16 protein-coding genes are annotated in these 26,113 nt (G+C 63.7%); 13 read left to right on the forward strand and 3 right to left on the reverse strand.

All coding sequences use genetic code 11. The annotated features are described in order from the left end of the window. Positions 1-8: 8 nt before the first annotated feature. Positions 9-1,886, reverse strand: a complete 1,878-nt coding sequence (locus K426_RS22690) for a gamma-glutamyltransferase family protein (protein WP_066562632.1) — start codon at positions 1,884-1,886, stop codon at positions 9-11. A gap of 456 nt (positions 1,887-2,342) precedes the next feature. Here K426_RS22690 and K426_RS22695 point away from each other — a divergent pair, with 456 nt between their 5' ends. After that, on the forward strand, positions 2,343-5,468 hold the full coding sequence (locus K426_RS22695) for a TonB-dependent receptor domain-containing protein (protein ID WP_237230155.1): 3,126 nt from the start codon (positions 2,343-2,345) through the stop codon (positions 5,466-5,468). Between the two features lie 74 nt (positions 5,469-5,542). Further along, on the forward strand, positions 5,543-7,420 hold the full coding sequence (locus tag K426_RS22700; RefSeq protein ID WP_066563838.1) for a gamma-glutamyltransferase family protein: 1,878 nt from the start codon (positions 5,543-5,545) through the stop codon (positions 7,418-7,420). A gap of 6 nt (positions 7,421-7,426) precedes the next feature. Here K426_RS22700 and K426_RS22705 read toward each other — a convergent pair whose 3' ends face one another. Next, complete coding sequence (locus K426_RS22705) at positions 7,427-8,845, reverse strand: M20/M25/M40 family metallo-hydrolase (protein WP_066562637.1); 1,419 nt, start codon at positions 8,843-8,845, stop codon at positions 7,427-7,429. A 253-nt stretch (positions 8,846-9,098) separates the two neighbouring features. Between K426_RS22705 and K426_RS22710 the strand changes: the two genes are divergently transcribed. From K426_RS22710 to K426_RS22720, 3 genes are read left to right on the forward strand one after another with little or no spacing between them, the layout of a single operon-like run. Beyond that, positions 9,099-11,990 carry a TonB-dependent receptor domain-containing protein gene (locus K426_RS22710; protein WP_066562638.1) on the forward strand — a complete coding sequence of 964 codons (2,892 nt, stop codon included), beginning with the start codon at positions 9,099-9,101 and terminating at the stop codon, positions 11,988-11,990. 60 nt (positions 11,991-12,050) lie between these two features. Then, positions 12,051-13,592, forward strand: coding sequence for a carboxylesterase/lipase family protein (locus K426_RS22715; RefSeq protein ID WP_237230158.1), 1,542 nt, complete (start codon positions 12,051-12,053; stop codon positions 13,590-13,592). Positions 13,593-13,606: 14 nt separating this feature from the next. Further along, a complete protein-coding gene (locus K426_RS22720; protein WP_145907619.1) occupies positions 13,607-14,590 on the forward strand; it encodes an alpha/beta hydrolase in 984 nt (327 codons plus the stop codon). Positions 14,591-14,676: 86 nt separating this feature from the next. Here K426_RS22720 and K426_RS22725 read toward each other — a convergent pair whose 3' ends face one another. After that, positions 14,677-15,156 carry a pyridoxamine 5'-phosphate oxidase family protein gene (locus K426_RS22725; protein ID WP_066563840.1) on the reverse strand — a complete coding sequence of 160 codons (480 nt, stop codon included), beginning with the start codon at positions 15,154-15,156 and terminating at the stop codon, positions 14,677-14,679. Between the two features lie 127 nt (positions 15,157-15,283). Between K426_RS22725 and K426_RS22730 the strand changes: the two genes are divergently transcribed. The 8 genes from K426_RS22730 (at position 15,284) to K426_RS22765 (ending at position 25,947) form a co-directional block, all read left to right on the forward strand. Then, complete coding sequence (locus K426_RS22730; protein WP_237230160.1) at positions 15,284-16,057, forward strand: histidine phosphatase family protein; 774 nt, start codon at positions 15,284-15,286, stop codon at positions 16,055-16,057. Beyond that, entirely contained in the window at positions 16,054-17,037 is a 984-nt protein-coding gene (locus K426_RS22735; RefSeq protein ID WP_082749017.1) for an NAD(P)H-hydrate dehydratase, read from the forward strand. Before K426_RS22730 ends, K426_RS22735 begins: the two co-directional genes overlap by 4 nt. 37 nt (positions 17,038-17,074) lie before the next feature. Beyond that, positions 17,075-17,785, forward strand: coding sequence for a Crp/Fnr family transcriptional regulator (locus K426_RS22740; RefSeq protein ID WP_066562644.1), 711 nt, complete (start codon positions 17,075-17,077; stop codon positions 17,783-17,785). 230 nt (positions 17,786-18,015) lie between these two features. After that, positions 18,016-19,506 carry an ATPase domain-containing protein gene (locus K426_RS22745; protein WP_066563846.1) on the forward strand — a complete coding sequence of 497 codons (1,491 nt, stop codon included), beginning with the start codon at positions 18,016-18,018 and terminating at the stop codon, positions 19,504-19,506. Then, positions 19,503-21,515: a hybrid sensor histidine kinase/response regulator gene (locus K426_RS22750; protein ID WP_066562646.1), complete on the forward strand. Its 2,013-nt coding sequence runs from the start codon at positions 19,503-19,505 to the stop codon at positions 21,513-21,515. The genes K426_RS22745 and K426_RS22750 overlap by 4 nt, the downstream gene beginning before the upstream one ends. Before the next feature lie 264 nt (positions 21,516-21,779). Then, positions 21,780-23,654 (forward strand): TonB-dependent receptor plug domain-containing protein, encoded by a 1,875-nt coding sequence (locus tag K426_RS22755; RefSeq protein WP_237230162.1) that lies wholly within the window; start codon positions 21,780-21,782, stop codon positions 23,652-23,654. Then, positions 23,642-24,223, forward strand: coding sequence for a YfiR family protein (locus tag K426_RS22760; protein WP_066562655.1), 582 nt, complete (start codon positions 23,642-23,644; stop codon positions 24,221-24,223). The genes K426_RS22755 and K426_RS22760 overlap by 13 nt, the downstream gene beginning before the upstream one ends. Then, on the forward strand, positions 24,220-25,947 hold the full coding sequence (locus K426_RS22765; protein WP_066562658.1) for an ATP-binding protein: 1,728 nt from the start codon (positions 24,220-24,222) through the stop codon (positions 25,945-25,947). The genes K426_RS22760 and K426_RS22765 overlap by 4 nt, the downstream gene beginning before the upstream one ends. Positions 25,948-26,113 lie beyond the last annotated feature (166 nt).

Consider the following 26,113-nt stretch of genomic DNA (forward strand, 5'->3'; position numbering starts at 1 on the left):
ACACCCTCTTACCAGCCGAAGACATAGCGTTCGCGGCGCACATCCGCCCCGCCGCGCAAAGTGCCGCTGCCCGGCACGACCCCGGCGGCGACGATGCCGGTGGAAACCGCGAAAGGCCCCAGCACGTCGAGCTTGTGCCCGCGCGCGGTCAGATCGTCGCGCACCGCCTGGGGCACCCGGTTTTCGATTTCCAACACCCCCGGCTCATCCTTCTTGATCGCGAAGGAGGCATGAAAATGGTTGCTGTTGATGCGCGGCGCCTCAATCGCGGCCTGGAGCGGCTGGTCGAAGGCCAGCACGCGCAGCAGCACGTTCATGATCTGCTGGTCCTGATTGTCGCCGCCTGGCGTGCCGATCGCCAGATAAGGCGCCCCGTCCTTCAGCACCATGGAGGGAGAAAGCGTCGTGCGCGGCCGCTTTCCGGGCGCCAGCACATTGGGGCTTTCGGGGTCGAGATCGAAGACGGTGAGCCGGTTGCTCATCGGCACGCCGGTGTCGCCCGCAATATAGGCGCCGCCCAGCAGCCAGCCCGAACTGGGCGTGGCGCTGAACAGATTGCCGTCCTTGTCGACCACTTCGATGGCGGTTGTGTCTGCTGTGGGACGCGGCGGCGCTTTCAGCCTGTGCGGGGTGAAAACGGGTGTGGTGCGCGCCTTGCCCTCATAAGCCCAGGGATCGCCATAGCGATGCTCCAGCGACGCCTTCGGCCCGATCTGCTTCACCCGGTCGGCCGCATAAGCCTTGGACAGCAGACCCTTCATCGGCACGGTCGCGAAATCAGGATCCCCGAAATAGGCGTTGCGGTCATCGAAGGCGAGCTTGATCGATTCCGCGACGGTGTGGAGATAGGGCGCCGAACCCGGCTCCATCGATGCGATGCCCGCCGCCTCGGCTATGTTGAGGGCCATGAGCATGGCCGGACCCTGACTCCAAAATCCGCCCTTATAGACTTCATAGCCGAAGACGCTGGTCATGGCAGGGACTTCGACCTTGCCCTTGTAGCTGGCAAGGTCTTCATAGCGCATCAGGCCGCCGTCTCGCTCCATCGCCGCGCCGATCCGCCGGGCGATGTCGCCCTTGTAGAAGGCGTCGCGCCCCGCCTGGATCGCCGCCTTGCGGTTCTTCGTCTTCTTGTACGCGGCCCGATCCGCCTCCGCGATGATGCGGATGGTCCTCGCCAAATTGGGCTGGCGGAAGATTTCGCCCACTTTCGGCAATGCCCCGCCCGGATAATAGGTGTCGTAGGCGTCCTTCCATTTGGACGTGGCTTTCTTCTGACTGACGAACACTTCGGCCAGGAAATTATACATGACGAAACCGTCCGCCAATTCGATGGCGGGTTGGAGAACCTGGTCGAGCGTCATCGTGCCATTGAGTTGCAACGCCAACGCCATGGCGTCCACCATGGCGGGAACCGTGCCGCCATTGGGACCGTTGCCTGGAATGACGCCCGCCTTGGCGAACTTGTCCGGCGTGGCGAGCGCGGGCGCGACGCCCTGGCCGTTCACCAGCGAGACTTTCTTCGCCTTCGCGTCATAGATGATGGTCGGCGCTTCGCCGCCAAAGCCGAAATGCGAAATTTCCGTCACGGCCGCCGCGAACACCGCCGCAACGCCCGCGTCCGTCGCATTGCCGCCCGCCATCAATATGCGCGTCCCCGCCGCCACTGCATAATGACGTCCGGCGGCAACGATGCCGAAACTGCCGACAATCTCCGGCCGCAGCGTCTCTCCCGCGCTTACCAGCCGGGTGGGTTCCAGCGGCGCCTTGGCGGAGGAAGCCTCCTGCGCCAAGGCCGATGTCCCAGTCTGGGCCAGAGCGGCGCCGCCAACGGCCAATGCCGCCAAGTCACGACGGCTCAATCCCTGCTTTGCGCTCTCGCTCATGAATGAAGATCCCCCGTAATCGGCATAGTCAGAGCTATCCGAGGGAAAGGACGCGTCTGCCTTGCCGGTCTTCCTCCCTGTAACGAGATCGATCCCTATTTCCACTATGCTTCAGAAAATTTCATAGGATTTGAAAAATATTCATCCCGGCATGGTGGAAATTATGATCTCATCAGTTCTACTATCTTGAACGGGCGTGGATGTGGGCGCTTCGCCCGTCAATGCATGCTGACGGCGTGAGGTCGGAGGCGAAATGGCCCACACGGGGGATGGTGCCGGAACTCCAGTTATCGGGGGATCCGCGAATGCACAGTCTGGGCAAATTCCCGTTTTCAAAAAACAATAGCCTGTCGTGCACGGGATTCATCGGCGCGCAACCGCCCGATAGCTGAAACCGCGCAAAGCCCTTTCGCCGGAGGGATCGGCGGATGGGCTTCATCACAGGGGAACAGCAAGATGAGGGTGAGAAGAAACAGCATTTCGACGCTGGCGGGAGCCAGCCTTTGGGCATTGACGGCAGGTGCCCTTCACGCACAGACGGCAACCGACAGCGCTCCGCAGGCCGAAGCGGACAGGGGCGCCGAAATCGTCGTCATCGGCTCCCAGATCAGGGGCGCGAACACGACCGGCGCCTTGCCTGTCAGCGTCGTGGGCGAACAGCAGATAGAAGCGGTGGCCGCGGTTTCCGGCGCCGATCTCTTCCGTTCCATCCCGCAATTGGGCGGCGTGACTTTCAACGAACAGGTGCTGGGCGGCGGCAACGCCAATGCCGCGCGCGGCGACGTTTCCACGGTATCGCTGCGCGGTCTGGGCCAGGGCAACACGCTGCTGCTGATCAACGGCCGCCGCACCGTGCTCCACCCGACGTCGCAGGCCATTACCGGCGTGGTCGATTCCGGCGTTCCGACTTTCGGTTATAATGCCAACACCATTCCGGTCGGCAATATCGCGCGCGTGGAAGTCCTGCGTGATGGCGCGGCCGCCCTCTACGGTTCTGACGCAGTTGCAGGCGTCGTCAACAACGTCCTCAATTCCGATTTCAACGGCGCCAAGTTTGACGCCCAATATGGCGGGGCGGAAGGCACCAATCTTCGTGAATTCACCGTCAACGGCTTGATCGGCAAGGACTTTAGCGAAGGGCGCGGCAACATAACGCTGTTCGCCGGCTATGCGCAAAAGTCCAAGCTTTATCTCAGCGACCAGGACTATACCGCCAATGTCGACCGCCGCGGCTATGTGGCGGGCACGCCCTTCGCCAATGTCGCGGCATTCAACGGCACCAGCACCAGCACGCCATGGGGCACCTTCCGCGCGCTCAGTCCCGCCGCAAACGGCACCTTCCTGAACCGCACCATCACCAGCAACGGCGTCGCTTTCACCAACAGTTCCAGCCAGTTCCACATTCAACCCAACGCCAACAGCGGGTGCCGGATCGCATCGGGCACCGCGGGAACCTGTTATGACGACGGCAACGGCGCCACGGAAATGGCGACCGTCGACAGCAATCTGCGCTTCAATGCGCCGGCGACGTTCGACGACCTGACCACCCAGCCTTCGGTCAAGCGCATCAACCTGTTCGCCAATGGGCATTTCGACCTGACCGACGAGCTGACGCTTTATGGCGAAGCGGGCTTCTATCGCGGCAAGACGGAAGCGATCATCGGCGGCCCCGGCTCGCTCGCGAACATTCCGATCACCGTCGCGGCCAACGCCTATTGGAACCCGCTCGGTCCAGTCGGCTCGCCCAACCGCCTGCCCGGCCTGAACATAGCCGTCGTTCCGGCCACCGGCCTGCCGATCCAGATCACCTCGCTCAACTATGTCGACTTCGGATCGCGCAAGGTCGACGTGACCAATTATCAATATCGCTTCCTGGGCGGCCTGAAAGGCAATATCGGGGACTGGGACTGGGACACCGCCGGCCTCTATACCTGGGCCACCGCCGCGGATACGCAGGAAAATTTCTCCAATAGTTTGCTGCAAGCCGCGATCAACCGCACCACGCCCGATGCCTATAATCCCTTTAACGGCGGCTGCGTGGATACGCCGTCCGTCGGTGACTGCACCCCGAACAATGCGGCGACCATCGACAGTTTCCGCATCAAGGCGACGCGCAAGACGCGCACGTCGCTGGCGCTGTGGGATTTCAAGATTTCCAACGCCAATCTGCTGGGCCTGTGGGCGGACAACAGCATCGGCATCGCGGCAGGCGTCGAATATCGCCGCGAAACCTATCATGACAACCGCTCGACCTATCAGGGCGGCATTCGCGGGGTGGACACCACCTATACCGACTCCGTCACGGGCATTTTCTATGGCTCCGACCTGGGCGGCGCCAGTCCCAGCCCCGACGTGCGCGGCAAGCGCAATGTGAAGTCCGCCTATGCCGAACTCGCCATCCCGATCTTCAGCCCGGACATGGAAATTCCCTTCTTCCGCAGTCTCGATTTCCAGATCGCCGGGCGCTACGAAGACTATAGCGACGTCGGGTCGGTCGCGAAGCCGAAGATCGCGGGAAGCTGGGAACTGCTCCAGGGCCTGCGCCTGCGCGGTTCCTGGTCGCAGGGCTTCCGCGCACCCAATCTGGAGGTCATCAACACCTCCACGCTGGACCGCGTGAACACCGGCGTCGACTATGTGCTGTGCGAAGCGGACCTGCGGGCGGGCCGTATCGCCAACTTCTCCCAGTGCAACCGCAGCATCTCGGTCCTGCGGCGCAGCGGCGGCAATCCCAACCTGAAGCCGGAGGAATCACAGAGCTGGAGCTTCGGCGCGGTCTTCTCCCCGCAACTGGGCGACGGCTGGGGCAAGGTGACGTTCACCGTCGACCGCTGGAAGATCAAGCAGAAGAATGTCGTCGGTCTGCTGGACTATCAAAACGGCCTCAACCTCGACTATCTGCGGCGCGTGCAGGGCAGCAGCAATCCCAATGTCGTGCGCCGCGATCCGACCGCGGACGATGTCGCGCTGGTCGCGGGCACCGGCCTCGCCCCGGTCGGCGAGTTGCTCTATGTCGTCGCCAATTTCGAAAATCTGTTGCCGGTGACGGTGCAGGGCATCGACTTCAACCTCGACTATCTGCTGCCGACCGCGTCGATCGGCACCTTCTCGCTCAACGTCAACGCCTCGCGCCTGATCAGCTATTATGTCGATGCGCCCGCCGGTGTGACGGCGGTGATCGACGGCCGCTCGGCGGGCCTGGTGAATGCTGGCGTGCCGATCCAGGGCGGCGGCGATGTGGTCGGGCGCGACGGGCAGCCGCGCTGGCGCATCGCAGCCACGCTGGACTGGACCATGGGGCCGGTGAAGATCGGCGCCTATACCCAGTTCATCGACAGCGTGTATGAAAATGCGGTGCGCAACGCCGCGACCAATCCGTGGATCGTGAAGGGCCAGACCACCGTCAATCTCTACGCCCAATATACGTTTAAAAATGGAGGGCCGCTCAACAACACCAGTTTCCAGATTGGTGCGCGCAATATTTTCGACAAGGATCCGCCGCTGGCGTCGGGCGGTTATCTGTCGAACCTCTATCAGCCGCAGGCGCGTTATTGGTACACCAGCATCAAGAAGTCCTTCTGATGCGACAGGATGCGGCGCCCCATTTCAGGCGCCGCATCCTTTTTGTCCGTTCCGCCAAGATCGAAGGTTCGTCCATGCCCGCTCCCGATCAGCCCCAGCGCCCGGAAGCGCTCGACCGTCGTGAATTGCTTGCTGCCAGCCTTGCGGGCCTGGCGCTCACCGGCCTTCCTTCCACAGCCCGCGCCCAATCCGGCGCCCGTGCACCCGATGCGCCGCGCTCAGGCGGCGCAAGCGTCGTGGCGCACCGCGTTGAGGTTCCGATGCCACATGGCGGCGTCACCGCTGGCCATCCGCTCGCGGCCATGGCGGGCACGCGCATGTTGATGCAGGGCGGCAGCGCCGCCGACGCGGTGGTCGCCGCCATGGCGGTGATGAACGTGGTCGAACCCTGGGCATCGAGCGCGGGCGGAAACGGCTTTGCCACCTGCCTCGACCGCCGGGCAGGGAAGGTTCATTCGCTCGCCTTCACCGGCGGCGCGCCGCGCCTGCTCGATCCTCAGGTCGATCCCAAGGCGCTGGACCATGGCCCCAAGGCGCTGACCGTGCCGGGCGCCTTTGGCGGCTGGATCGCGCTGGCCCGGCGCTTCGGCAGGCTGCCGCTCGCCACATTGCTCGGACCGGCGATCGGCTATGCCCGCGACGGCCATCCGCTCGATCCGTCCATCGCCCTGTTCATCGCCCGAGCGCAAAAGACACTCGCGCTTTATCCCACCAGCGCCGCCCTGTTCCTGCCGGGCGGACAGCCGCCCGCGCCCCGCTCCATCTTCCGCAATCCCGGCCTCGCCCGTACCCTTCAGGCACTGGCCGATGCCGAGAGCATGGCGCTGAAAGGCGGCGCTGACCGCGACCGCGCCCTGCAAGCCGCCTATGACCATTTCTACACCGGCCCGATCGCACAGGAATTTGCCCGCTTTTCCATCGAGACGGGCGGCTGGCTGCGCCTGGACGATCTCAAGGCCTATCGGCCGCGCTGGAGCGATCCGGTCAGCACCAATTATCGCGGCCTCGACGTCTACAGCAGCCCGCTGACCTCCCGCACCGGCCTTGAACTGTGCGAGCAGCTCAATCTGGTCGAAGGCTTCGACCTGGCCGCCCTGCCCGCCGACGGGCCGCAATTCACCCATTTGCTGATCGAGGCGATCAAGGTCGCCAAGGCCGATGTCTATCGCTATGCGGCGGACCCCCGTTTCGCGCAAACGCCGGTCGAGGGGCTGCTTTCCAAACGCTTCGCGGCGGAGCGGCGCAGGCTGATCGATCCGGCCAGGGCAGGACTTTATCCGGAGGGCGGCAATGCGGCGGCTTTCGATCATGCCGCGCTGGAACAGGCCCGGCAGCGTTTCGCGGCGCGGGGCGACGACCGCACGCGCGGCGGCGACACCACCAGCCTGTCCGCCGTCGACGCGGACGGCAACGCCATTGCCGTCACGACCACGGTCGGCGGCGGCTTCGGTACTTTCCTGGTGATGGGCAATACGGGCATCCTCTTCAACAACGGCCTGCGACTGGGATCGACCGCACCCTATGACGGCCATCCCAACAAGGTCGCTCCCGGCAAGGTCGCGCTGCTCGGCAACGGCCCCAGCATCGTCCTCGACAAGGGCCGCCTGCGCATGGTGTTCGGCTCGCCTGGCGGGGAGACGATCGGCCAGACGCAGTTCCAGTTTCTGGTGAATGTCGTCGATCGCGGAATGCCCATCCAGTCAGCCATCGAAGCGCCGCGCTTTGCGCTGGATGCCGATCCGAATTTCTACAAGCCCGGCGCGGCCATCACCGTGCAGGCGGAGGGGCGCTTTGCCGATCCTGTGCTGCAAGGCCTGACCGCCATGGGCCACCGGATCGAGAAAGTCGGCCCCTATTCCATAGGCAGCGTGCAGGGCGTGTTGGTCGACCCGTCGGGCGCGCGCATGGGCGGGGCCGACCCCCGCCGCATGGGCTATGCTATGGGCTATTGAAGCATCTCAATCCTTCTGATCGGCATAGGCCTTGACCAGCCCATAGAGGAATTTGCGCCCCTCCATCACTGATCGCACGCGGATGCGTTCGTTCAGGCCATGGACGCCATTGCCGTCGGGATCGCGGAACAGCCCACTCACCCCATAGGTCGGGATGCCCGCGGCGTTCATCGTCACCGCGTCGGTCGCGCCCGTCGCCATATGCGGCACCACCGGCACGCCGGGCCAGACCTGTGCTGACATCTTGATCGCCGGGCCCAGCACCTTGTCCGTCACCGGCGCGGGATTGGCCGGACGATAGCCTCGCGACGCCGTCACCTTGACCTCCGGATCGTCGACGACCTTGGTGAGCGTCGCCAATATCTCATCCGTCGTGACGCCCGGAATGACGCGACAATTGACCGTCGCGGTAGCCCGCTGGGGCAGTGCATTGGCGGCGTGCCCGGCCGACAGCAAGGTCGCCACGCAAGTGGTGCGAAGCATCGAATGATAGCTGGGCGATGTGTTGAGCAGATCGCTGGCCGCCTTGTCCTGCGGATTGGCGACGATCGCGGTCATGGCCGCGCCTTCCGCGCCGCCGACCACCTTGGCCATTTTGGTGAAATAGCCGCGATTGGCATCGATGAACTGCACCGGGAAATCATAGCGGCTCAGCCGGTCCAGCGCCCGCGCCAGGCTGTAGATCGCATTGTCCGGGCGCGGCAGCGAGGAATGGCCGCCGGGATTGGTCGCCTCCAGCGTGAACTGCATCACCACCTTCTGCGCTGCCTGGAATGTCTGGTCGACCCGGTTGCCCTTCTCGTCCAGCTCGCCATAGCCACCCTCATTAAGCGCAATGCCCGCGTCGACCAGATCCTTCTGATTGTCCACCAACCATTTGGCGCCGTTCAGGTAAAGCCCCTCCTCCCCGCAGGTCAACGCCATCTTGACGGTGCGCAGGGGGCGGTATTTTTCTGCCTGAAACCGCAGCAGGCTGTCGATCCAGATCGCGTCCTGCGCCTTCATGTCAGCGACGCCCCGGCCGTAATAATAGCCGTCCTCCTCAATGAAGGCATAGGGATCGCGGGTCCAGTCGGCGCGGCGGGCATTGACCACGTCGATATGCCCCAGCATCAGCACGGCCTTCAGCTTCGGGTCGCGCCCAGGATAGACGGCGACCAGCGCGCCCGCCTTGGGATGCCCCTCCGGCACGAGGAGATGCAGATTCTGCTCCGGGAATCCGGCGGCCTTCATCTGCGCGGCGACCTTTTCCGTGACGGCGGTGCAGTTGCCGCTGTCGAAGCTGCTGTCGGTCTCCACCATCTCCTTCAACAAGGCACGGAAGGACGCATCGTCCGGCGGCGCGGCATGGGACGCGGAAGCAGCCAGATTGGAGGTCATGGCCACCATCATCGCGGCAGCGCGCAACAGCACGGATCGGCTCATCTGAATTCCCCTGTCATCAAACCCAAATGGTCAAACGCAGAACGACCGCCTTTCCACGCCCGGCATGCGTTTCTTCGCGCAAAATAAGTGCCGTTCGGCCTTCTTCTGACACATCTTCGCCACACCGCCGATTTTTCGGCACGCCTATCCCGCCGAATTTCCAAATATGCATTGACATGCACTTTTTAGCGCTCTAGCGAAACATGCATCACAGTATATATTTGAATAATAATCACCATCAGGGATAGGAGATATGATGAGGCTGCCCGTCGCTTCCGCCATGTGCATCAGCGTAAGTTTGCTGGCGTTGACCGCTCCGGCCATGGCCCAGGATGTTCCCCAGACGGGCGGCGCGGAGGCTCAGGGCGAAGGCCCGGCCAGCACCGGTGACATCATCGTCACCGGATCGCGCATCGTCCGGGACGGCTATACCGCGCCCACCCCCGTCACGGTCGCCACGACGGAGGATCTGGTCAAGGCGACGCCGACCAACGTCCCTGACGCGCTCAACAAGCTGCCGCAGTTCCAGAACAGCTCCAGTCCCTCGCGCAGTTCGCATAATTTCGCCAACAGCGCGAGCCATGGCAATGTGCTTAACCTGCGCGGCGTGGGCGGCAACCGCACGCTGATCCTGTTCGACGGCATGCGCGTGCCGCCGACCACCTATCAGGGCACGGTCGACACCAATGTCATCCCCAACGCCCTGCTTCAGCGCGTCGATATCGTGACCGCGGGCGCGTCTGCCGCCTACGGGTCGGATGCGGTCGCGGGCGTGGTCAACTTCGTCCTCAACCGCAAATTCACCGGCCTCACCGGCAGCGTCCAGGGCGGCGTGTCGCAGCGTGGCGACAACGGCAATCAGCGCATCAGCCTGGCCGGCGGCATGGACCTGTTCGGCGGGCGTGGGCACCTGTTGCTGTCGGGCGAATATTATAACAACAGGGGCATGTTGCGGTCCGACCGCAAGGGCGGCAATTCCAATTATGTCTATGTCGGCAGCGTTCCCGGCAGCACTGCTGCCCCAGGCTCCAACGCCAATCCTCGCGTTCTTCAGGACAATATTCACCTGATCTTCGCCAGCGACAATGGCAAGATATTGGATGGCCCCTTCGCCAATTATCAGATCAACGGCGACGGCACGATCCGGCCCTTCAATAATGGCACGGCGACAGGCACGGCCGCGTTCAATATTGGCGGCGACGGCTTCGTTATCCCGTCGGACGTTCATGCCGTCGCGCCGCTGCGCACTTATCAGACCTTCGGCCGTTTCAGCTATGATGTGACCGACGACATCAATTTCTTCGTGCAGGGCAATTTCACCCGCAGCGAACTCAGCTATATCAGCCAGTCCAACGCCTGGGTCGGCACGCAAAATGCTCCGGTGTTCGAGGGCAATCCCTTCATCCCGGCACAGGTCGCTGCCGCACTGACGCCCGGCCAGCAGTTCAACATCGGCAAATATTCGGGCGACAGCTCGAAGAAGCCGTTCACCAACGAACGCACCGATTTCTGGATGGCTACGGCCGGCCTTGAAGGCAATCTGGGCGACAGTTGGAAATGGTCGGTCAACTATACCCATGGCGATTCCAAGCACAGCGTCGACCAGCATGGCCTGTACGACTATCAAAAGGCCTATGCCGCGCTGGACGCGGTGCGCGACACAAACGGCAATATCGTCTGCCGCCCGACTCTGAGCGCCGATCCCGTCGTCCGGGCGCGCTTCGCCGGATGCCAGCCGCTCAACATCTTTCTGACCGGCGACGCCTATACCAACCAGCCGGGCTATGATTATGCGACCGGCACCATGTCCTATGATGCGCGGATCAAGCATGACGCCGCCGCATTGCAATTCCAGGGCTCGCCCTTCAGCCTGCCGGGCGGGCCGGTCGACATCGTGGTCGGCGGCGAATGGCGCAAGCAGTCGCTGGACCTCTCCAGCAACAGCGATCCCTCGCTGCTCGACACCGCCGCCGAACGCAGCGAATATTTCGCGGGCCTGCGCGGCGTGTCGTCGACCTCGCTCTTCTACTGGCTGACCAATGTGGGCCAGGCGCAGGGCAGCGTGACGGTCAAGGAAGCCTTTGGCGAAATCAACCTGCCGATCGTCAAGGACATGCCGTTCCTCCATTCGCTGGAACTGAACGGCGCTGGCCGCATCACCGACTACAGCACGTCGGGACAGGTCGAAACATGGAAGCTCGGCCTCACCTGGAAGCCGGTGCAGGACATATTGCTGCGCGGCACCATCTCCCGCGACATTCGCGCGCCTACCTTGTTCGATCTGTTCGCGGGCGACCAGAGCGGCATCGGCCTGCTGACCGATCCGGTATCGGGCCAGACCGGCAACGTTTCCACCGTGTCGGGCGGCAACCGTCTGCTCGAACCGGAAAAGGCGAAGACCAAGACCTTCGGCTTCGTGCTGACGCCCAGCTTCCTGCCCGGCTTCAGCCTGTCGGCGGACTATTTCGACCTGGAGATCGAAGGGGCCATCGGCACGCTCAACACCGGGCAGATCGTGCAGAACTGCGTCGCCAACGCAGCGGCGCCCGAATGCGCGCTCATCACCCGGCCAACGCCGACCGCCTTCCCCAGCCTGATCCGCGTCGCGGCGGCCAATATCGCCAAGCTGGAAACGGCGGGCGTCGACATTGACGCAAGCTATACGACGCGGCTGGGCAACGGCAATTTCAGCGCCCGCGCCTATGTGAGCTGGCTCGATAAATATGTGACTCAGCAGAGCGCGGCGGTGGCCGCCTATGACTCGGCGGGTTACGGCATCAACAATGGCCCGATCGCCCGGCCGAAATGGCGCGGCACGCTGAACCTCAATTATGTGAGCGACGGCGGCCTCACCATCTTCGTGTCGGAGCAATATACCGGCCCGGTGAAGGTCGGTTCGCGTGAACCGAACAATAATTATTCCGGGGCGAAGGCGCCTTCGGTCTGGTACACCGACCTGACCATCAGCCAGAAGATCGAAGGTTGGGGCGGCAGTCTGGAGCCGTTCATCACGATCAACAATCTGTTCGATCGCGATCCGCCGCTGATCGCCGCCGATATTCCGGGCGTGAACCTGCCGACGATCATTTCCACCTATGACACGGTGGGACGGGCGTTCACCGCCGGGGTGCGGTTCAAATTCTGATACAAGGTCGGGGCGGCGAACCAACAGGTCGCCGCCCTCATTGCTTGAGGAGAGGCAGGGGTGAAGGCTCGGATGAAGGCAGCGCAATTTCTGGCGGGCATGGCCGGCCTTTCGCTGGTCGGCGGCGGCCTGATCGCGGCCCCGGCCGCACAGGGTCCGGCGGTGACGACCGCATCCGGCCCGGTGCGCGGGGTGGCGCAAGGCACAGGCAGCGTCTTCAAGGGCATCCCCTTCGCCCAGACGACCGGCGGCAATCACCGCTGGACCCCGCCACGGCCGGTCGCGCCCTGGACCGCGCCCTTCGACGCCTCGCAATTCGGACCGATCTGTCCGCAGCCCGAAACGCCCAATGAACGCGGCGCCCGGCAAAGCGAGGATTGCCTGTCGATCAACGTCGCCACCCCTTCGCTCAAGGGCAGGATGCCCGTGCTGGTGCTGATCCATGGCGGCGCTTTCTTCGTCGGCTCAGGCGCGGAACTGTTCGACGACGCGGCCAAGGCCTATAACAAGCGCGGCATATTGGTGGTGTCGCTCAATTACCGGCTGGGACGGCTCGGCTTCTTTTCTCATCCCGGCCTGCGCGCCGAACAGCCGGGGGTGCCGATCGGCAATTATTGGCTGATGGATCAGGTCGCCGGGCTGAATTGGGTGCGCGGCAACATAGCGCGCTTCGGCGGCGATCCCGGCAAGGTGACGATCATGGGATGCTCGGCGGGCGGGTCCAGCATCAACGCGCTGGTCGCCTCGCCCAAGTCGCGGGGCCTTTTCGCCCGCGCCAGTGCGCATAGCGGCGGCGGCATCAACAACGCCACCCGCCCGCAGGCACAGGCGGAACAGGAAGGCATCGCCTTCGCCAGCCGTGCAGGCGTGACCGGCGAGGGCAAGGATGCCATCGCCGCGCTGCGCAAGCTCGATCCGGCGGCGGTCATGGCCGCCGATCCCGGCCCGCCCAATTTCGGCGCGGTGGTCGACGGCGCGATGATCACGGAGGAAACCGCCGTCGCCTTCGCGAAAGGCCATATCGCCCGCGTCCCCTATATCGCCGGATCGACCAGCAATGAGGCGAGCATTTTCGGGCTGATGGGCTTTGACGAAAAGGTGCTGAAGGATCGCTTCGGCATCGACCTGCCGGCCGTGCGGAAAGTCTATGATCCGCAGGGGAAGCTGCCCCCGGCGGAGCTGCTGCGGCAGGTGCAGACCGATTTCATCTTCACCTCGGCGGCGACCGCGACGGCGGGCCTGGCGGCGCGCCGGCAGCCAAGCTGGTCCTATCATTTCGCCTATGTCCCCCCGGCCGAGCGCGGTCAGGTGGCAGGCGCGCCGCATTGCGCCGATTTCGGCTATACGCTGGGCGCGGCCAAGGCGTCGCAGGGCGCTGAAAATGCGCGGCTCGCGGCGATGATGCAGGACTATTGGGCCAATTTCATCAAGAGCGGCAATCCCAATGGCCCCGGCCTGCCACGCTGGAGCGAATATAAGGGGGCCCATCGCGGGCCGCTGCTGATCGACGGCAAGACTGCTGTCGCGCCGGATTTCCGGGCCCGCCAGATCGCCTATTGGTGGAAGCTCTGGGCCGACCGCACCGGCGAGAAAATGCCCTGACCGAAAAGCAGACGATGCCGAAAAACTGGCTCCGCATGCTTCCCCTGCTCGCCCTGATCGGCGCGGGAACGCCGCCGCCGATCCGGTTCGAGGTCGGGCGGCTGCGACCCGAACCCTGGCCGGAAACCATCACCCGGTTCCCCGGCGGCGTCACTGCCGCAGCCGATATCATCTACAGCCAGCCGCTCCATTATCGTCCCCTCCGGCTGGACCTCTATCGCCCCGAAGGCCGCCATGGCCCGCTGCCCCCGATCATCCATGTCCATGGCGGCGCATGGGTCACGGGCACCAAGCGCCATGGCGGCCCGATCAACGACTTCCCTGCCGTGCTGGCGCAATTCGCCGCGAAGGGTTTCGTCGTGGCGTCCATCGAATATCGGCTCGACGGCGAAGCCCATTTCCCCGCCGCGATCCAGGACGTCAAAAGCGCGATCCGTTTCCTGCGCCTCCACGCGAAGGATTACGGCATCGATCCGGCGCGGGTCGGGATATTCGGCGGGTCGGCAGGCGGACAGCTCCCCGCTCTGGCCTCCACGAGCTGCGGCGTCGAACCGCTTGAACCGCCTGCCGACCGCAACGCATCCGACCTGCCGACCCCATCCGACTGCGTGCAGGCCGGCGTGTCCTGGTATGGCGTACATGATTTCGCGACGGTGCCGACACCGCCGGGCCAGACCGGCCCCGCCCCTTATCTCGGCTGCGAGGGCCGCTGTTCGAAGGACGTCCTCGCCTTCGCGAGTCCCATCACCTATGTCGATGCCAACGACCCGCCGATGCTGCTGATCCATGGCCTGGCCGATACGCTGGTCGCCGTCTCGCAAACGCAGGAGTTCGAGGCAGCGCTGAAATCCGCTCATGTGCCCGTCGAAGCGATCTACATCCCGAATGTCGACCATGGCTTCGTCGGGAAAAGGGATGCCGACACGGCGAACGCCAATGAACGGGCACTTACCGCTACATTGACGTTCTTTGAGCAAAAGCTTGCACCGGAACGGTGATTCTTTCCGATCGGCTTGAGACCACGCGGCCTATGCCGATGGTCCCGGCAGCCGCAGCCTTACCGTAAAGCTGTCTTATAAGGCTGTCATTTCGCGGTCGTTTCGACCTTCGCATGGCTGCCTTCCTCGCTCGGCCTGATCTTACCGCCGAACAGCATCTTGAGCTTTCCGGTCAGTGACACATCCGCTTCCCACAATTCGGCCTCATCTATGTCGAAGCGCAACAAAGCGAGATTGGGGTCCGACTTGCCGCCGGGGAACCAAGCCTCCACCGCTTTCGACCACAGTTTGTCGATCATCGCCGGATCATTGTCGATGCGCGCGCTGCCGGAAAAGCAGGCGAAGAAATCATGCCCCTTGGCAACAAACTGGCCCATCGCAGCGCCACCACCGGCCAGGCGATTGTCCTTGTCGACGAAAAACCAGAGCCTGTCTACCTGATCGTCGTCCAACTGGACGGTAAGCGGCTCGCTATGCTGGCCGCTGCTCGTAAGGCCAAGCATCATGAACGGGCTGTCCGCCATGCGGTCCCACAAATGTTCCTTCAGCTTCTGCGCGTCGGTCATGATCATCTCCTGATTATGGAGGGGACTATACGAACGGCAGGCGCGAAGGGTCCGCTTCGTCGGATGGGATGAAGCCGATCGACCGCTCAGGCGTTGTCCAACCTGCTTCACGGACCATGGGAGGAGAATGATCGAGATGACGATCCGCTGGCCAGCCCAATTGATCATCGCGCGCCATGGCCAAAGCGCAGGCAATATCGCGAGCGACGCCGCCCATGAGGCGGAGGCGGACCGCATCGCCCTGACGGTGCGCGACGCCGACGTGCCCTTGAGCGATCTGGGCCGCGAGCAGGCCGCGTCGCTGGGCCGCTGGTTCGCGCGCCAGTCGCAGGAGAGCCGTCCGGAGGTACTGCTGTCCTCGCCCTATTTGCGCGCCTGCCAGACGGCCCGGATATTCCGCGAGCATGGCGGCGCGGCCGGGGACGAGCCGATCTGTCGCGATGAGCGGCTTCGTGAAAAGGAGTTCGGCATATTGGACGGGCTGACGACCGGCGGCGTCCGCAACATCTTCCCCGACCAGGCCGAATTCCGGCGCCTATTGGGCAAGTTTTACCATCGTCCTCCCGGCGGGGAGAGCTGGTGCGACGTGATCCTTCGGCTGCGGTCCGTAATCGACACGATCTCGCTGCATTATGCCGGGCGCCGGGTGATGATCTTCAGCCATCAGGTCGTGGTCCTTTGCATGCGCTATATATTGGAGAGCCTGACGGAAGCCGAGATACTGGCGATCGACGCAAAGGGGGACGTCGCGAACTGCGCGGTGACCGATTACCGGCTAGATGCCGGAGCGGGGCGGGACGGACGCCTTGCCCTCCAGCGGTACAATGTCATTGCGCCCATGGAAGAGGACCGGACGCCCGTCACCAAGGCGCCCGATGCCATTGCAGGAGCGCGGGGATGAGCTTGCGAAGCATTGATGAAAGCTGGCTGCGCGATCACCCGCTGCCCGGTCTGGAGGACGGATCGGACAAGAATGAGCGCGGCCGGGTGATGGTGATCGGCGGAGCCGAATTCGTGCCGGGCGCCCTGCGCCTGACGGGGGAAGCCGCGCTCAGGGCGGGAGCGGGAAAGGTCCAGTTGGCGACGGTCTGTTCGGTGGCGACCGCATTGGGGGTTCTCGTGCCGGAAGCATCGATGCTGGCGCTGCCGTCCGACCGCAATGGCGAGATCGCCGCGGAGGCGGTCGGGATATTGGAGGAGCATGTCGGGCGATGCGATGCCATGGTCCTGGGGCCGGGGATGAGCGTCAGCGACCGGACCGACACACTCGTTGCCCGTCTGCTTGCTTCGCCCCGCCGGGAGCTTGGCGTCGTGCTGGACGCCGCGGCGCTGACGTCCGCCCGCGACCTGGCCGATGTCATCGCCGCGCATGACGGCCGCGTGATCATGACGCCCCATTGCGGCGAAATGGCGATCCTTGCCGGGATGGATGAGGCGGCTGTCGCCTCCGATCCCGAAGGCGTCGCAGCCCACATCGCCACGCGCTTCCAGTGCATCATTCTGCTGAAGGGACAGGAAAGCATCCTCGCCCACCCTTCCGGCCCTTCGCTTCGTTTCGACGGGGGATGCGTGGGTCTTGCCACAGCGGGTTCCGGCGACGTGCTGGCGGGGGTCATCGGCGGCCTTCTCGCGCGCGGAGCCGAACCTCTGCGGGCCACTGCCTGGGGCTGCTGGCTGCATGGCATGGCAGGGCAAGCCCTGTCGAAGGAGATGGGAAGGGTCGGCTTCCTGGCAAGGGAACTCGCCCCCATCATCCCGCGCCTGCTCGACCAAAAAAATGCCTTAGGGTCCGGCCTGGACGATGCGAGAAGTCGCTGGTCGCCGGAGAGCCCTGCTGATAAGCCATTCCCGTCCGGCACCGGAGCAAGGCATCCGCGTTGAACCCTGGTCGGATTTCGCGCTCTGGGACAAGCCGCAGATGATATTTGCCGACTTCCTCCGCAACCGCCGCCGCGATCAATTGTCGGACGAGGATCTCGCCGCGCTCGAAGCCAGCATCGGCCACGTCCGCAAGGCACAGGCCCGACAGATCATCGCCCGTGCCGGCGAGCCGATCAGGCTGAGCACCTATCTCATGGAGGGCTTCATATGTCGCTATATGGACGACCGAAACGGCCTTCGTCAGCTCGTCGCCGTGCATGTCCCCGGCGATTTCGTCGATCTCCATGGCTATCCGCTGGGTCGGCTCGACCATGATGTCGCGACCCTGGGCGTCTGCAAGATAGCGCTGATCCCCCACGAAGCGCTGGACGGGCTGCTGGTCGAGCGTCCCAATCTGACGAAGCTGCTGTGGTTCAGCACGCTGCTGGACGCCGCCATGCATCGCGAGTGGATTTTCCGCCTCGGCCGCCTCGACGCAATCGCCAGAATTGCGCATTTTTTCTGCGAGATCGAAGCGAAATTGCGGGCCGTGGGACTGAGCGACGGCCGCGAATTCACTTTTCCTCTCACCCAGGCCGATCTGGGGGAGGCCTGCGGCATGACGCCGGTACATATCAACCGGATGTTGCGGGAGTTGAGAGAAAGGAAGCTGCTTCAGATGCGGCGCAGCAGGATCACGATCTTCGACCTGGCCGCCCTGCGCCAGCTTAGCGATTACGATCCGTCCTACCTGTTCATCGAGGGATGAGGGAACCTCTTTGGCCCGCGGTGCGTCCTTTGCACCCGAGCGACAAAGGATGATCCATGCCTCGACACGGCATATTCGACAAAAGCACAGGCCCGGCTTCATGATGCACCCTGTCCCGGCTTATCCGCACCGGGCTGGCCAGCTTGATCGAAATCAATCTGTAACGCATTCAGGCCGGACCTTTCCCATGGTAATCGCTGGCGCTTGTGCTCTGAAAGGAGAATGACGTGCTGCCGACCTATTCGACCGAACAAGCGCTTGCGGGGGTAGAAGGCCTTGACGACATTCTCTCCGGCGGACTGACCCGCGGCCGGGTCTTCCTCCTCGAAGGCAGTCCGGGCACGGGCAAGACCACCATTGCAATGCAGTTTCTGATCGAGGGAGCGAAGCGCGGCGAGCGTTGCCTCTACATCACCCTGTCCGAAACCGACGATGAAATGCGCGAAAGCGCGCAATCGCACGGCTGGACGCTCGATGGCGTGGACCTCTTCGAACTGGTTCCCCCCGAAAGCCTGCTGGATGAGCAACAGCAGCAAAGCCTGCTCTATTCGTCCGACCTGGAGCTGGGCGAAACCACGCGTCGGATCTTCGACGTCTTCGAGCAGGTGAAGCCGGACCGGGTGGTTCTGGACAGCCTGTCGGAAATTCGCCTGCTGGCGCAAAGCTCGCTGCGCTATCGGCGTCAGATATTGGCGCTCAAGCATTTCTTCTCGAAGCAAAATACGACCGTGCTGATGCTCGACGATCTGACGGCGGAGGTCGCGGACAAGACCGTCCACAGCGTCGCCCATGGCGTCATCCGGCTGGAGGAATTGTCGCCCGGCTATGGCCCGGAACGCCGCCGGATGCGCATCATCAAATATCGCGGCCGGCGCTTTCGCGGCGGGTACCATGATTTCATCATCGAACAAGGGGGCGTTCGCGTCTTTCCACGCCTCGTATCGGCCGAACACAAGACCAGCTTCGAACGCAGCCTCCTGAAAAGCGGATCGCCGGAGCTGGACGCCCTGCTGGGCGGCGGTGTCGAGCGTGGCTCCAGCGTGCTCGTCCTTGGTCCCGCCGGCACCGGAAAGTCGCTGCTGGCCCTGACCTTCGTGACCGCGGCGGTCGCGCGGGGCGAAAAGACCGCCATGTTCGTCTTTGACGAGGAGATCGGCCTGCTCTTCAATCGCGCAAAGGGCCTGGGCATCGATATGCAGGCCATGGCGGACGAAGGAAATCTGGTCATCGAGCAGGTGGATGCAGCCGAATTGTCCCCCGGGGAGTTCTCCCAACGCGTGCGCAATTGCGTGGAAAGCCATGGGGTAAGGACCGTCGTCATCGACAGCTTGAATGGCTATCAGTCGGCCATGCCGGAAGAAAACGCCCTGGTCCTGCATATGCATGAACTGCTTCAATATCTTAACCGGCAGGGCGCCACGACCTTCCTTACGGTCGCGCAGCATGGCCTGGTGGGCGACATGAAGGCGCCGGTCGATGTCACCTATCTGGCGGACACGGTCATTCTCCTGCGCTATTTCGAGGCATTGGGGCGGGTGCGGCGCGCCATGTCGGTCATCAAGAAACGCACCGGAATGCATGAGGATACCATTCGCGAATTCCGCATCGGCCATTATGGCATCCGCCTGGGCGAACCATTGATCGGCTTTCAGGGCGTGCTGCGGGGCGTGCCCCATTTCGTCGGAAACGCGCCAACGCTCCTCGAAGACGACAAGGCGTGATCCCGCATCTTTCCGAACGAGCACTCATCCTCGCTCCGGTCGGACGCGATGCGGAGATTGCCGCCTCGATGCTGGGCGAAGCGGGGCTGCGGTCGCAGATCTGCGCGGATCTTTCCGCCCTGTTGAGCGGTATCGACCATGGCGCGGGCTTTGCGCTCGTCACGGAAGAGGCGCTGCACAATCGCGATCTGCACCCTCTGGTCGGCTGGCTGCAAAAGCAGCCGGAATGGTCGGATTTCCCCTTCATATTGCTGACGCGGCGGGGCGGCGGACTGGAGCGCAATCCGGCGGCTTCACGCTATCTGGAGATGCTGGGCAACGTCAATTTTCTTGAGCGCCCCTTTCACCCCACCACGCTAATCAGCCTCGCCCAGTCGGCGCTGCGCGGCAGGCGCAGACAATATGATGCGCGGACGCGACTGGAGGAACTGCATCGCGGCGCGGAGAAATATCGATCGCTGTTCGATTCGATCGAGGCGGGATTCTGCATCATCGAGATGATCTTCGACGAAGCGGGTAACGCCGCCGACTATCGTTTCATCGAAACCAATCCGGCCTTTGCGCGGCAGACGGGCCTGACCGATGTGGTTGGGAAGACCATGCGGTCCCAGGTGCCGGGGCATGAACAAAATTGGTTCGACATTTACGGCCGGGTCGCCCTGACCGGCGAGGGGGTGCGCTTCGAGGATCAGGCCGAAGCGCTGGGCGATTATTGGTACGATGTCTATGCCTTCCGCGTGGGCGATCCGGAGGCGCCCCAGGTTGCGGTCCTGTTCAACGACATCACCGAACGTCGCCGGATGGAAGCAGCCTTGCGCCAAAGCGAGGAGGGGTTGCGCGCGCTCAACGAAACGCTGGAAGAGCGGGTGCAGCAGCGGTCACGCGAACTGGAGCTGGCGCAGGAAGCGCTGCGCCAGTCGCAGAGGCTGGAATCCATGGGGCAGCTTACCGGCGGCGTCGCCCATGATTTCAACAATCTGCTGACGCCGATCGTCGGCAGTCTCGATCTCCTCCACCGTCGCGGCCTGGGAACGGATCGGGAGCGCCGGCTGATCGAAGGCGCCCTGCAATCGGCGGACAGGGCCAAGATGCTGGTGCAAAGACTGCTCGCCTTTGCGCGGCGGCAGCCGCTGCAACCTACCGCCATCGACATTGCCAGCCTCGTGCGGGACATGCGCGACCTGATCGTCAGCACGTCCGGGCCGCGGGTGCAGGTCGAACTGGCGATCACCGACGATCTGCCGCCGGCCCATGCCGACGCCAACCAGATCGAAATGGCGCTGCTGAACCTGGCGGTGAACGCCCGCGACGCCATGCCGGAGGGCGGACGGCTCCGGATCGGCGTGACCTGCGACATCATGGCTCCGGAAAACGGCCTGCGCTTGCGGGAGGGCCGCTATATCAGGCTGTCGGTCACGGACAACGGCATCGGCATGGATCAGGAAACCGCGGAAAAAGCGATCGAGCCCTTTTTCACGACCAAGGGCGTGGGTCAGGGGACGGGCCTTGGGCTGTCGATGGTGCATGGGCTGGTCGCGCAATTGGGCGGCAGGCTGACGATCGAAAGCGCCATCGGAGAGGGCACGACGATCAGCCTCTGGCTGCCGACGAGCGAGATCGAGGTCGGGCAGGATGCGGCCGGACCGGACCTGTCCCCGGTCAAGCTCGATCACGGCATGGCGCTGGTGGTCGATGACGAGGATCTGGTCCGCGCAAGCACGGTGCATATGTTGCGCGAACTGGGTTATGACGTGTTGGAGGCCAATTCGGCCGAACATGCGCTGGCGATCATGAAAACCGAACCGGAGATCGACGTGCTGGTCACCGACCATCTGATGCCCGGCACGACGGGCACGGACCTCATCGAACAGGCAAGGATGCTCAAGCCGGAAATCCGGGCGCTGTTGATATCGGGCTATGCCGAGAATGCCGGAATTTCGGCGGAGCTGCCGCGGCTGACCAAACCCTTCAAGCAGATCGATCTGGCCAAGAGCCTTGCGGCCCTTTGAGGATCTTATGGGATGAACGAAACGATGCAAGGAAGACAAGGCCCGATGATAGATGCGGCGGGACCGGCCATGCCCTTCCGACCGGATGTTTCACGCCGACAGAAAATTGTTCATTGAATTGTAGGGCTTGGCGTGGAACTTTTCCATCGTGCCTGCGTAACGACCGGGAGGTGCGCGGGAAATCCAGGCGCAGGGGCAGGCGCAGGGGGGACGATGGGGATGTCGCGGGCTTTGGCTTTTGGCAATACGGCTTGGGCGGCTGGGATGGCCGCATGCCTTGCCTTCTTATCCATGTCTCCCGTCCAGGCGCAGAGCATCGAAGAGCTGCGGGACATGCCGATCTCCGCGCTGTCCAAGCTGGATGTCACGTCCGTCACCCGTTCGACCGCTTCGCTGGCCGACGCCCCCGCATCCATCTATGTCATCACCCATGACGATATCGTCCGTTCGGGCACGTTGACGCTGCCGGGCATTCTTCGCCTCGCCCCCAATCTGCACGTCATGCGCGGCGGCCCCAATGACACGGTCGTCGCCGCGCGCGGGCTCAGCGGCAATGAGGGCGCGCAGAATTTTTCCAACAAGCTGCTCGTCCTGATCGACGGCCGCAGCGTCTATTCGCCGCTCTACTCCGGGGTCTATTGGGACATGCAGGACATCCTGCCCGAAGATGTCGAGCGCATCGAAGTGATTTCCGGACCCGGCGCGACGCTTTGGGGATCGAACGCGGTCAACGGCGTCATCAACATCATCACCCGCGACGCTGGCGCTTCGCAGGGTCTGTATGGGACGGGCGTGGTCGGCAACCGAACCTATGATCTGGGCCTGCGCTATGGCGGCCATGCAGGCGGAAACGCCAGTTACCGCCTTTTCGTCAAGCGCCATGAAAATTTCGAAAGCGCATCGGGGCTGGACGATGGCAACCGCCGGACCCAGGGCGGCTTCCGCTTCGACTGGAATGCGACCCCCGCCGACGCGTTGATGGTCCAGGGTGACGGCTATTACGGCTCCCGCTCGCAGGGAAATGCGGCCGACGAGAATTTTCACGGCTATGACCTGCTCGCCCGCTGGCGTCACGGCACGGCATCGGGCGCGACCCTGCAACTCCAGGCCTATTATGACCACACGGCGCGCAGGATCGAGAATGACGGCGGCCGCTTCGCCCTGGATACGTTCGATGTCGAGGGGCAGCATAGCTTCACTCTGGGCGAGGCGCACAACATCGTCTGGGGCGGCGGCGCGCGCATCAGCCGTTATGTGATAGAGAATATTCCCGGTCTGGACTTCGTGCCCGGCCGGCGCGACCTGTTCGTGGGCAATTTGTTCGCGCAGGACAGCATCGCCATCACCCCGTCCCTGACGGGCACGATCGGCGCCAAGCTGGAGCAGCGCAGCTACAAGGATCTGACCTTCCTGCCCAGCGTCCGCCTGTCCTGGAAACCGGACCCCACGACGCTGATCTGGGGCGCCGTGTCCCGCGCCGTCCGGTCGCCCACCCCCTTCGACGAGGATGTGGTGGAGACCATCGGACAGACCGTCATCCTGACCGCCCTTTCCGGTTTCCGCTCCGAAAAGCTGACCGCCTATGAGCTTGGCACGCGCCTGGTAGTCTCGCCCCGCGCCTCGCTGTCCGTATCGACCTTCTACAATGTCTATGACGATCTGAGGTCGGTCGAACCCGCTCCCGGCGGATTCCTGCCGCTGCGATGGGGCAATGGAATAGAGGGGCACAGCTACGGCCTGGACGCCTGGGCCGATATTCGGGTGGCGGACTGGTGGCGGCTGAAACCCGGCTACAGCCTGCTCATCCAGAAATTCCACTTCAAGCCGGATGCGGTGCCGTTGCTGGGCGTCTCCCAGGTCGGCAATGATCCCAAGCATCGCGCGACCCTGCGTTCCTCCATGGACATCGGGCCGGAGGTCAATGTCGATTTCGACCTGCGCTATGTCTCGGCCCTACCCGACCCGCATGTTCCGGCCTATGTCGAGCTGGGCGCCAGGCTGGGCTGGCAGTTTGACGACCGGGCCGAATTGTCGGTCTCTGGCTTCAACCTCCTCCACAGCCGTCATCAGGAGCTTCCTGTCTCGCAGGCGACCCCACTCGGCCGCAGCGTGTTCGTGGCGCTGAAATGCACGATCTGATCCCTCCCCTTTGCAAGAGGCGCGCGCGCCGCCTGCGATGGGCGGCCTTATTATCCCTGTCGGTTTTGGCCGGGCGCGCTCCGGCGGCCGGGCCGGCCAATTCGCTCTCCACGTTGGAACGCGCGATCCAGGCAAACTTCCTGTTCAAATTCGCGCCCTTCGTGGAATGGCCGCCGGGAGCCTTTTCCGCCACGGACCGGAATTTCATCATCTGCGTCGTCGGGGAAGACCCTTTCGGCACCCTGTTGACCGATGTCGTGCGGGGCCAGAAGATGGTGGGCCGCCCTGTCGTGGTGCGACGGACCGGCAATGAAAGCGGCAATACAGGGTGCCACATATTGTTCGCGGGCGCATCGACGGACCCCGGCTACGCGCCTTTTTCGACAACCGAGGGACAGCCGATCCTCACCGTCGCGGACAAGAGCGCGGGCCCGACCGGAGCGATGATAGAATTTGTCAGGCAGAGCGGCCGCGTCCGCTTCCAGATCAACGACGGCGCGGCCCGCGCCCATGGCCTCAGGATCAGTTCCAAATTGCTGGGCCTTGCAATCGCGGTGGACAGGAAATGACGCAAGCTTCCCAAAGCCGCCTCAGCCTCGGCAACGTCATCGCACAGATGGCGACGCCCCTTTCCGCCGTCCTGATCGCGCTGATGCTGCTCGCCGCGGGTCTGGCGGCCACCTTCCAGCTCGAACAGCTCGCCCGCATCGAAAAGCTGCGGCAGACCACGGCGCAAGCGCAAATCCTGGCCAGCGGGATCGCCGCGCCGCTTGCCTTCGACGACGATGTGGCTCTGCAGGAATATCTGAACGCGCTGAAGGCCGATCCCCAGATCGTCGCGGTCGCCGCCTATGACGGCAAGGGCGACTTTGCGGGCGGTTTCGCCCGACCGCCCGCCCGATTGCCCGAAGGCGCGGAGGCCGCAAGGCGGGAAGCGCCGTCAAGCGCGCTGGCTGTCACCGTCCCGGTCAAGCAGGGCAGCACGCAACTGGGTTCCGTCTATCTCATGTCCACACTGGACAGCCTGTCGCGCCGTCTGACCCGCTATCTGGGCATCGCGGTCATCGTGATTGCGGCATCGGTGCTGATCGTGATGCTCACCGCCTCCTATTCCTCCCTGCGCCGGGCGCATCAGACGCTGCAGGCGGAGATTGCCGGACGCCAGCAAGCGGAAGAAGCCCTGCGCCAATCGCAGAAGATGGAAGCCATGGGCCAGTTGACCGGCGGCGTCGCGCATGATTTCAACAATCTGCTGATGGTCGCTTCGGGCGGGCTGGATCTGATGGAACGCACCAGCGACCCTGTCAGGCTGGAGAAATTGAAGGCCGGGATACGCCAGGCCGTCGACCGCGGCGCGAAACTGACGCGGCAGCTCCTCGCCTTTTCCCGCCGCACGCCGCTCAACCCGGAAGTCATCGATCTGCGCGAACGGATCAGGGGCATGGACGCGCTGCTCGAGCGCTCCCTGGGCGAAAGCATAGAGGTCGCGATGCACCTCCCAGCCGATCTCTGGCCGGTGGAGGTCGATGCGTCGGAACTGGAAGTGGCGATCCTCAACATCGCGCTCAATGCACGCGACGCCATGCCCAGGGGCGGCACCATCGTCATCGAGGGCGCGAACCTTCCCGGCAACGGCGACCGGCCCGATCAGGTGCAGATCGCCGTGACGGACAGCGGCGCAGGCATCGCGCCCGATCTGGTCAACAAGATATTCGAACCCTTTTACACGACGAAGGAAGTGGGCCAGGGCACGGGTCTGGGCCTCAGCCAAGTTTATGGGTTCGTGCGCGCATCGGACGGCAAGGTGCTGGTCGACAGCATCGTCGGCCGGGGGACGACCATCACCCTGCGGCTTCCCCGTTCCCTGCTCCCCGCCAAGGTCAGCGATCGCCTGACCGAACCGGTGGCCGCCTTTGGCAAGCCGCGCATCCTCCTGGTCGAGGATGACGACACGGTGGCCGATACGGTGGGCGGCATGCTGATGGCGCTGGGCTATGAAGCGGAGCGGGTCGACAATGGCGATGAAGCGCTCCGCCGGCTGGAAGGGAATGTCGATTTCTCGCTGATCCTCTCCGACATGATCATGCCGGGAGAAGTCAGCGGCATGGAACTGGCGCTGAAGATCAGGCAGCTTTGGCCGCATCTGGGGACGATGCTGATGACGGGTTATAGCGCAGCGGCTGCCTCTGCCGCGAAGGAGGGCATACCCCTTTTGGCAAAGCCTTTCACGATCCAGGATCTGTCGGTCCAGCTCATGACGGCGCTGGATCAGTCAGGACAGGGCAGCGCGTAATAGGCGAGGCCTGGAATGAAGCTGTCTTGGTCGGGCTGGCCGTGGACCATATGTTCAAGGCGGAATTCGGGTCCGTGAAATCGAGAATTGATGAGGCACCCGACAATGCCGATGCGTAACTCTACTTATAGCGCCAAGAAGCGCGCTGGCTGAAACTTCACCGATG

Origin of the sequence: Sphingobium sp. TKS (assembly GCF_001563265.1) — a bacterium.
Taxonomy (GTDB): Bacteria; Pseudomonadota; Alphaproteobacteria; order Sphingomonadales; family Sphingomonadaceae; genus Sphingobium.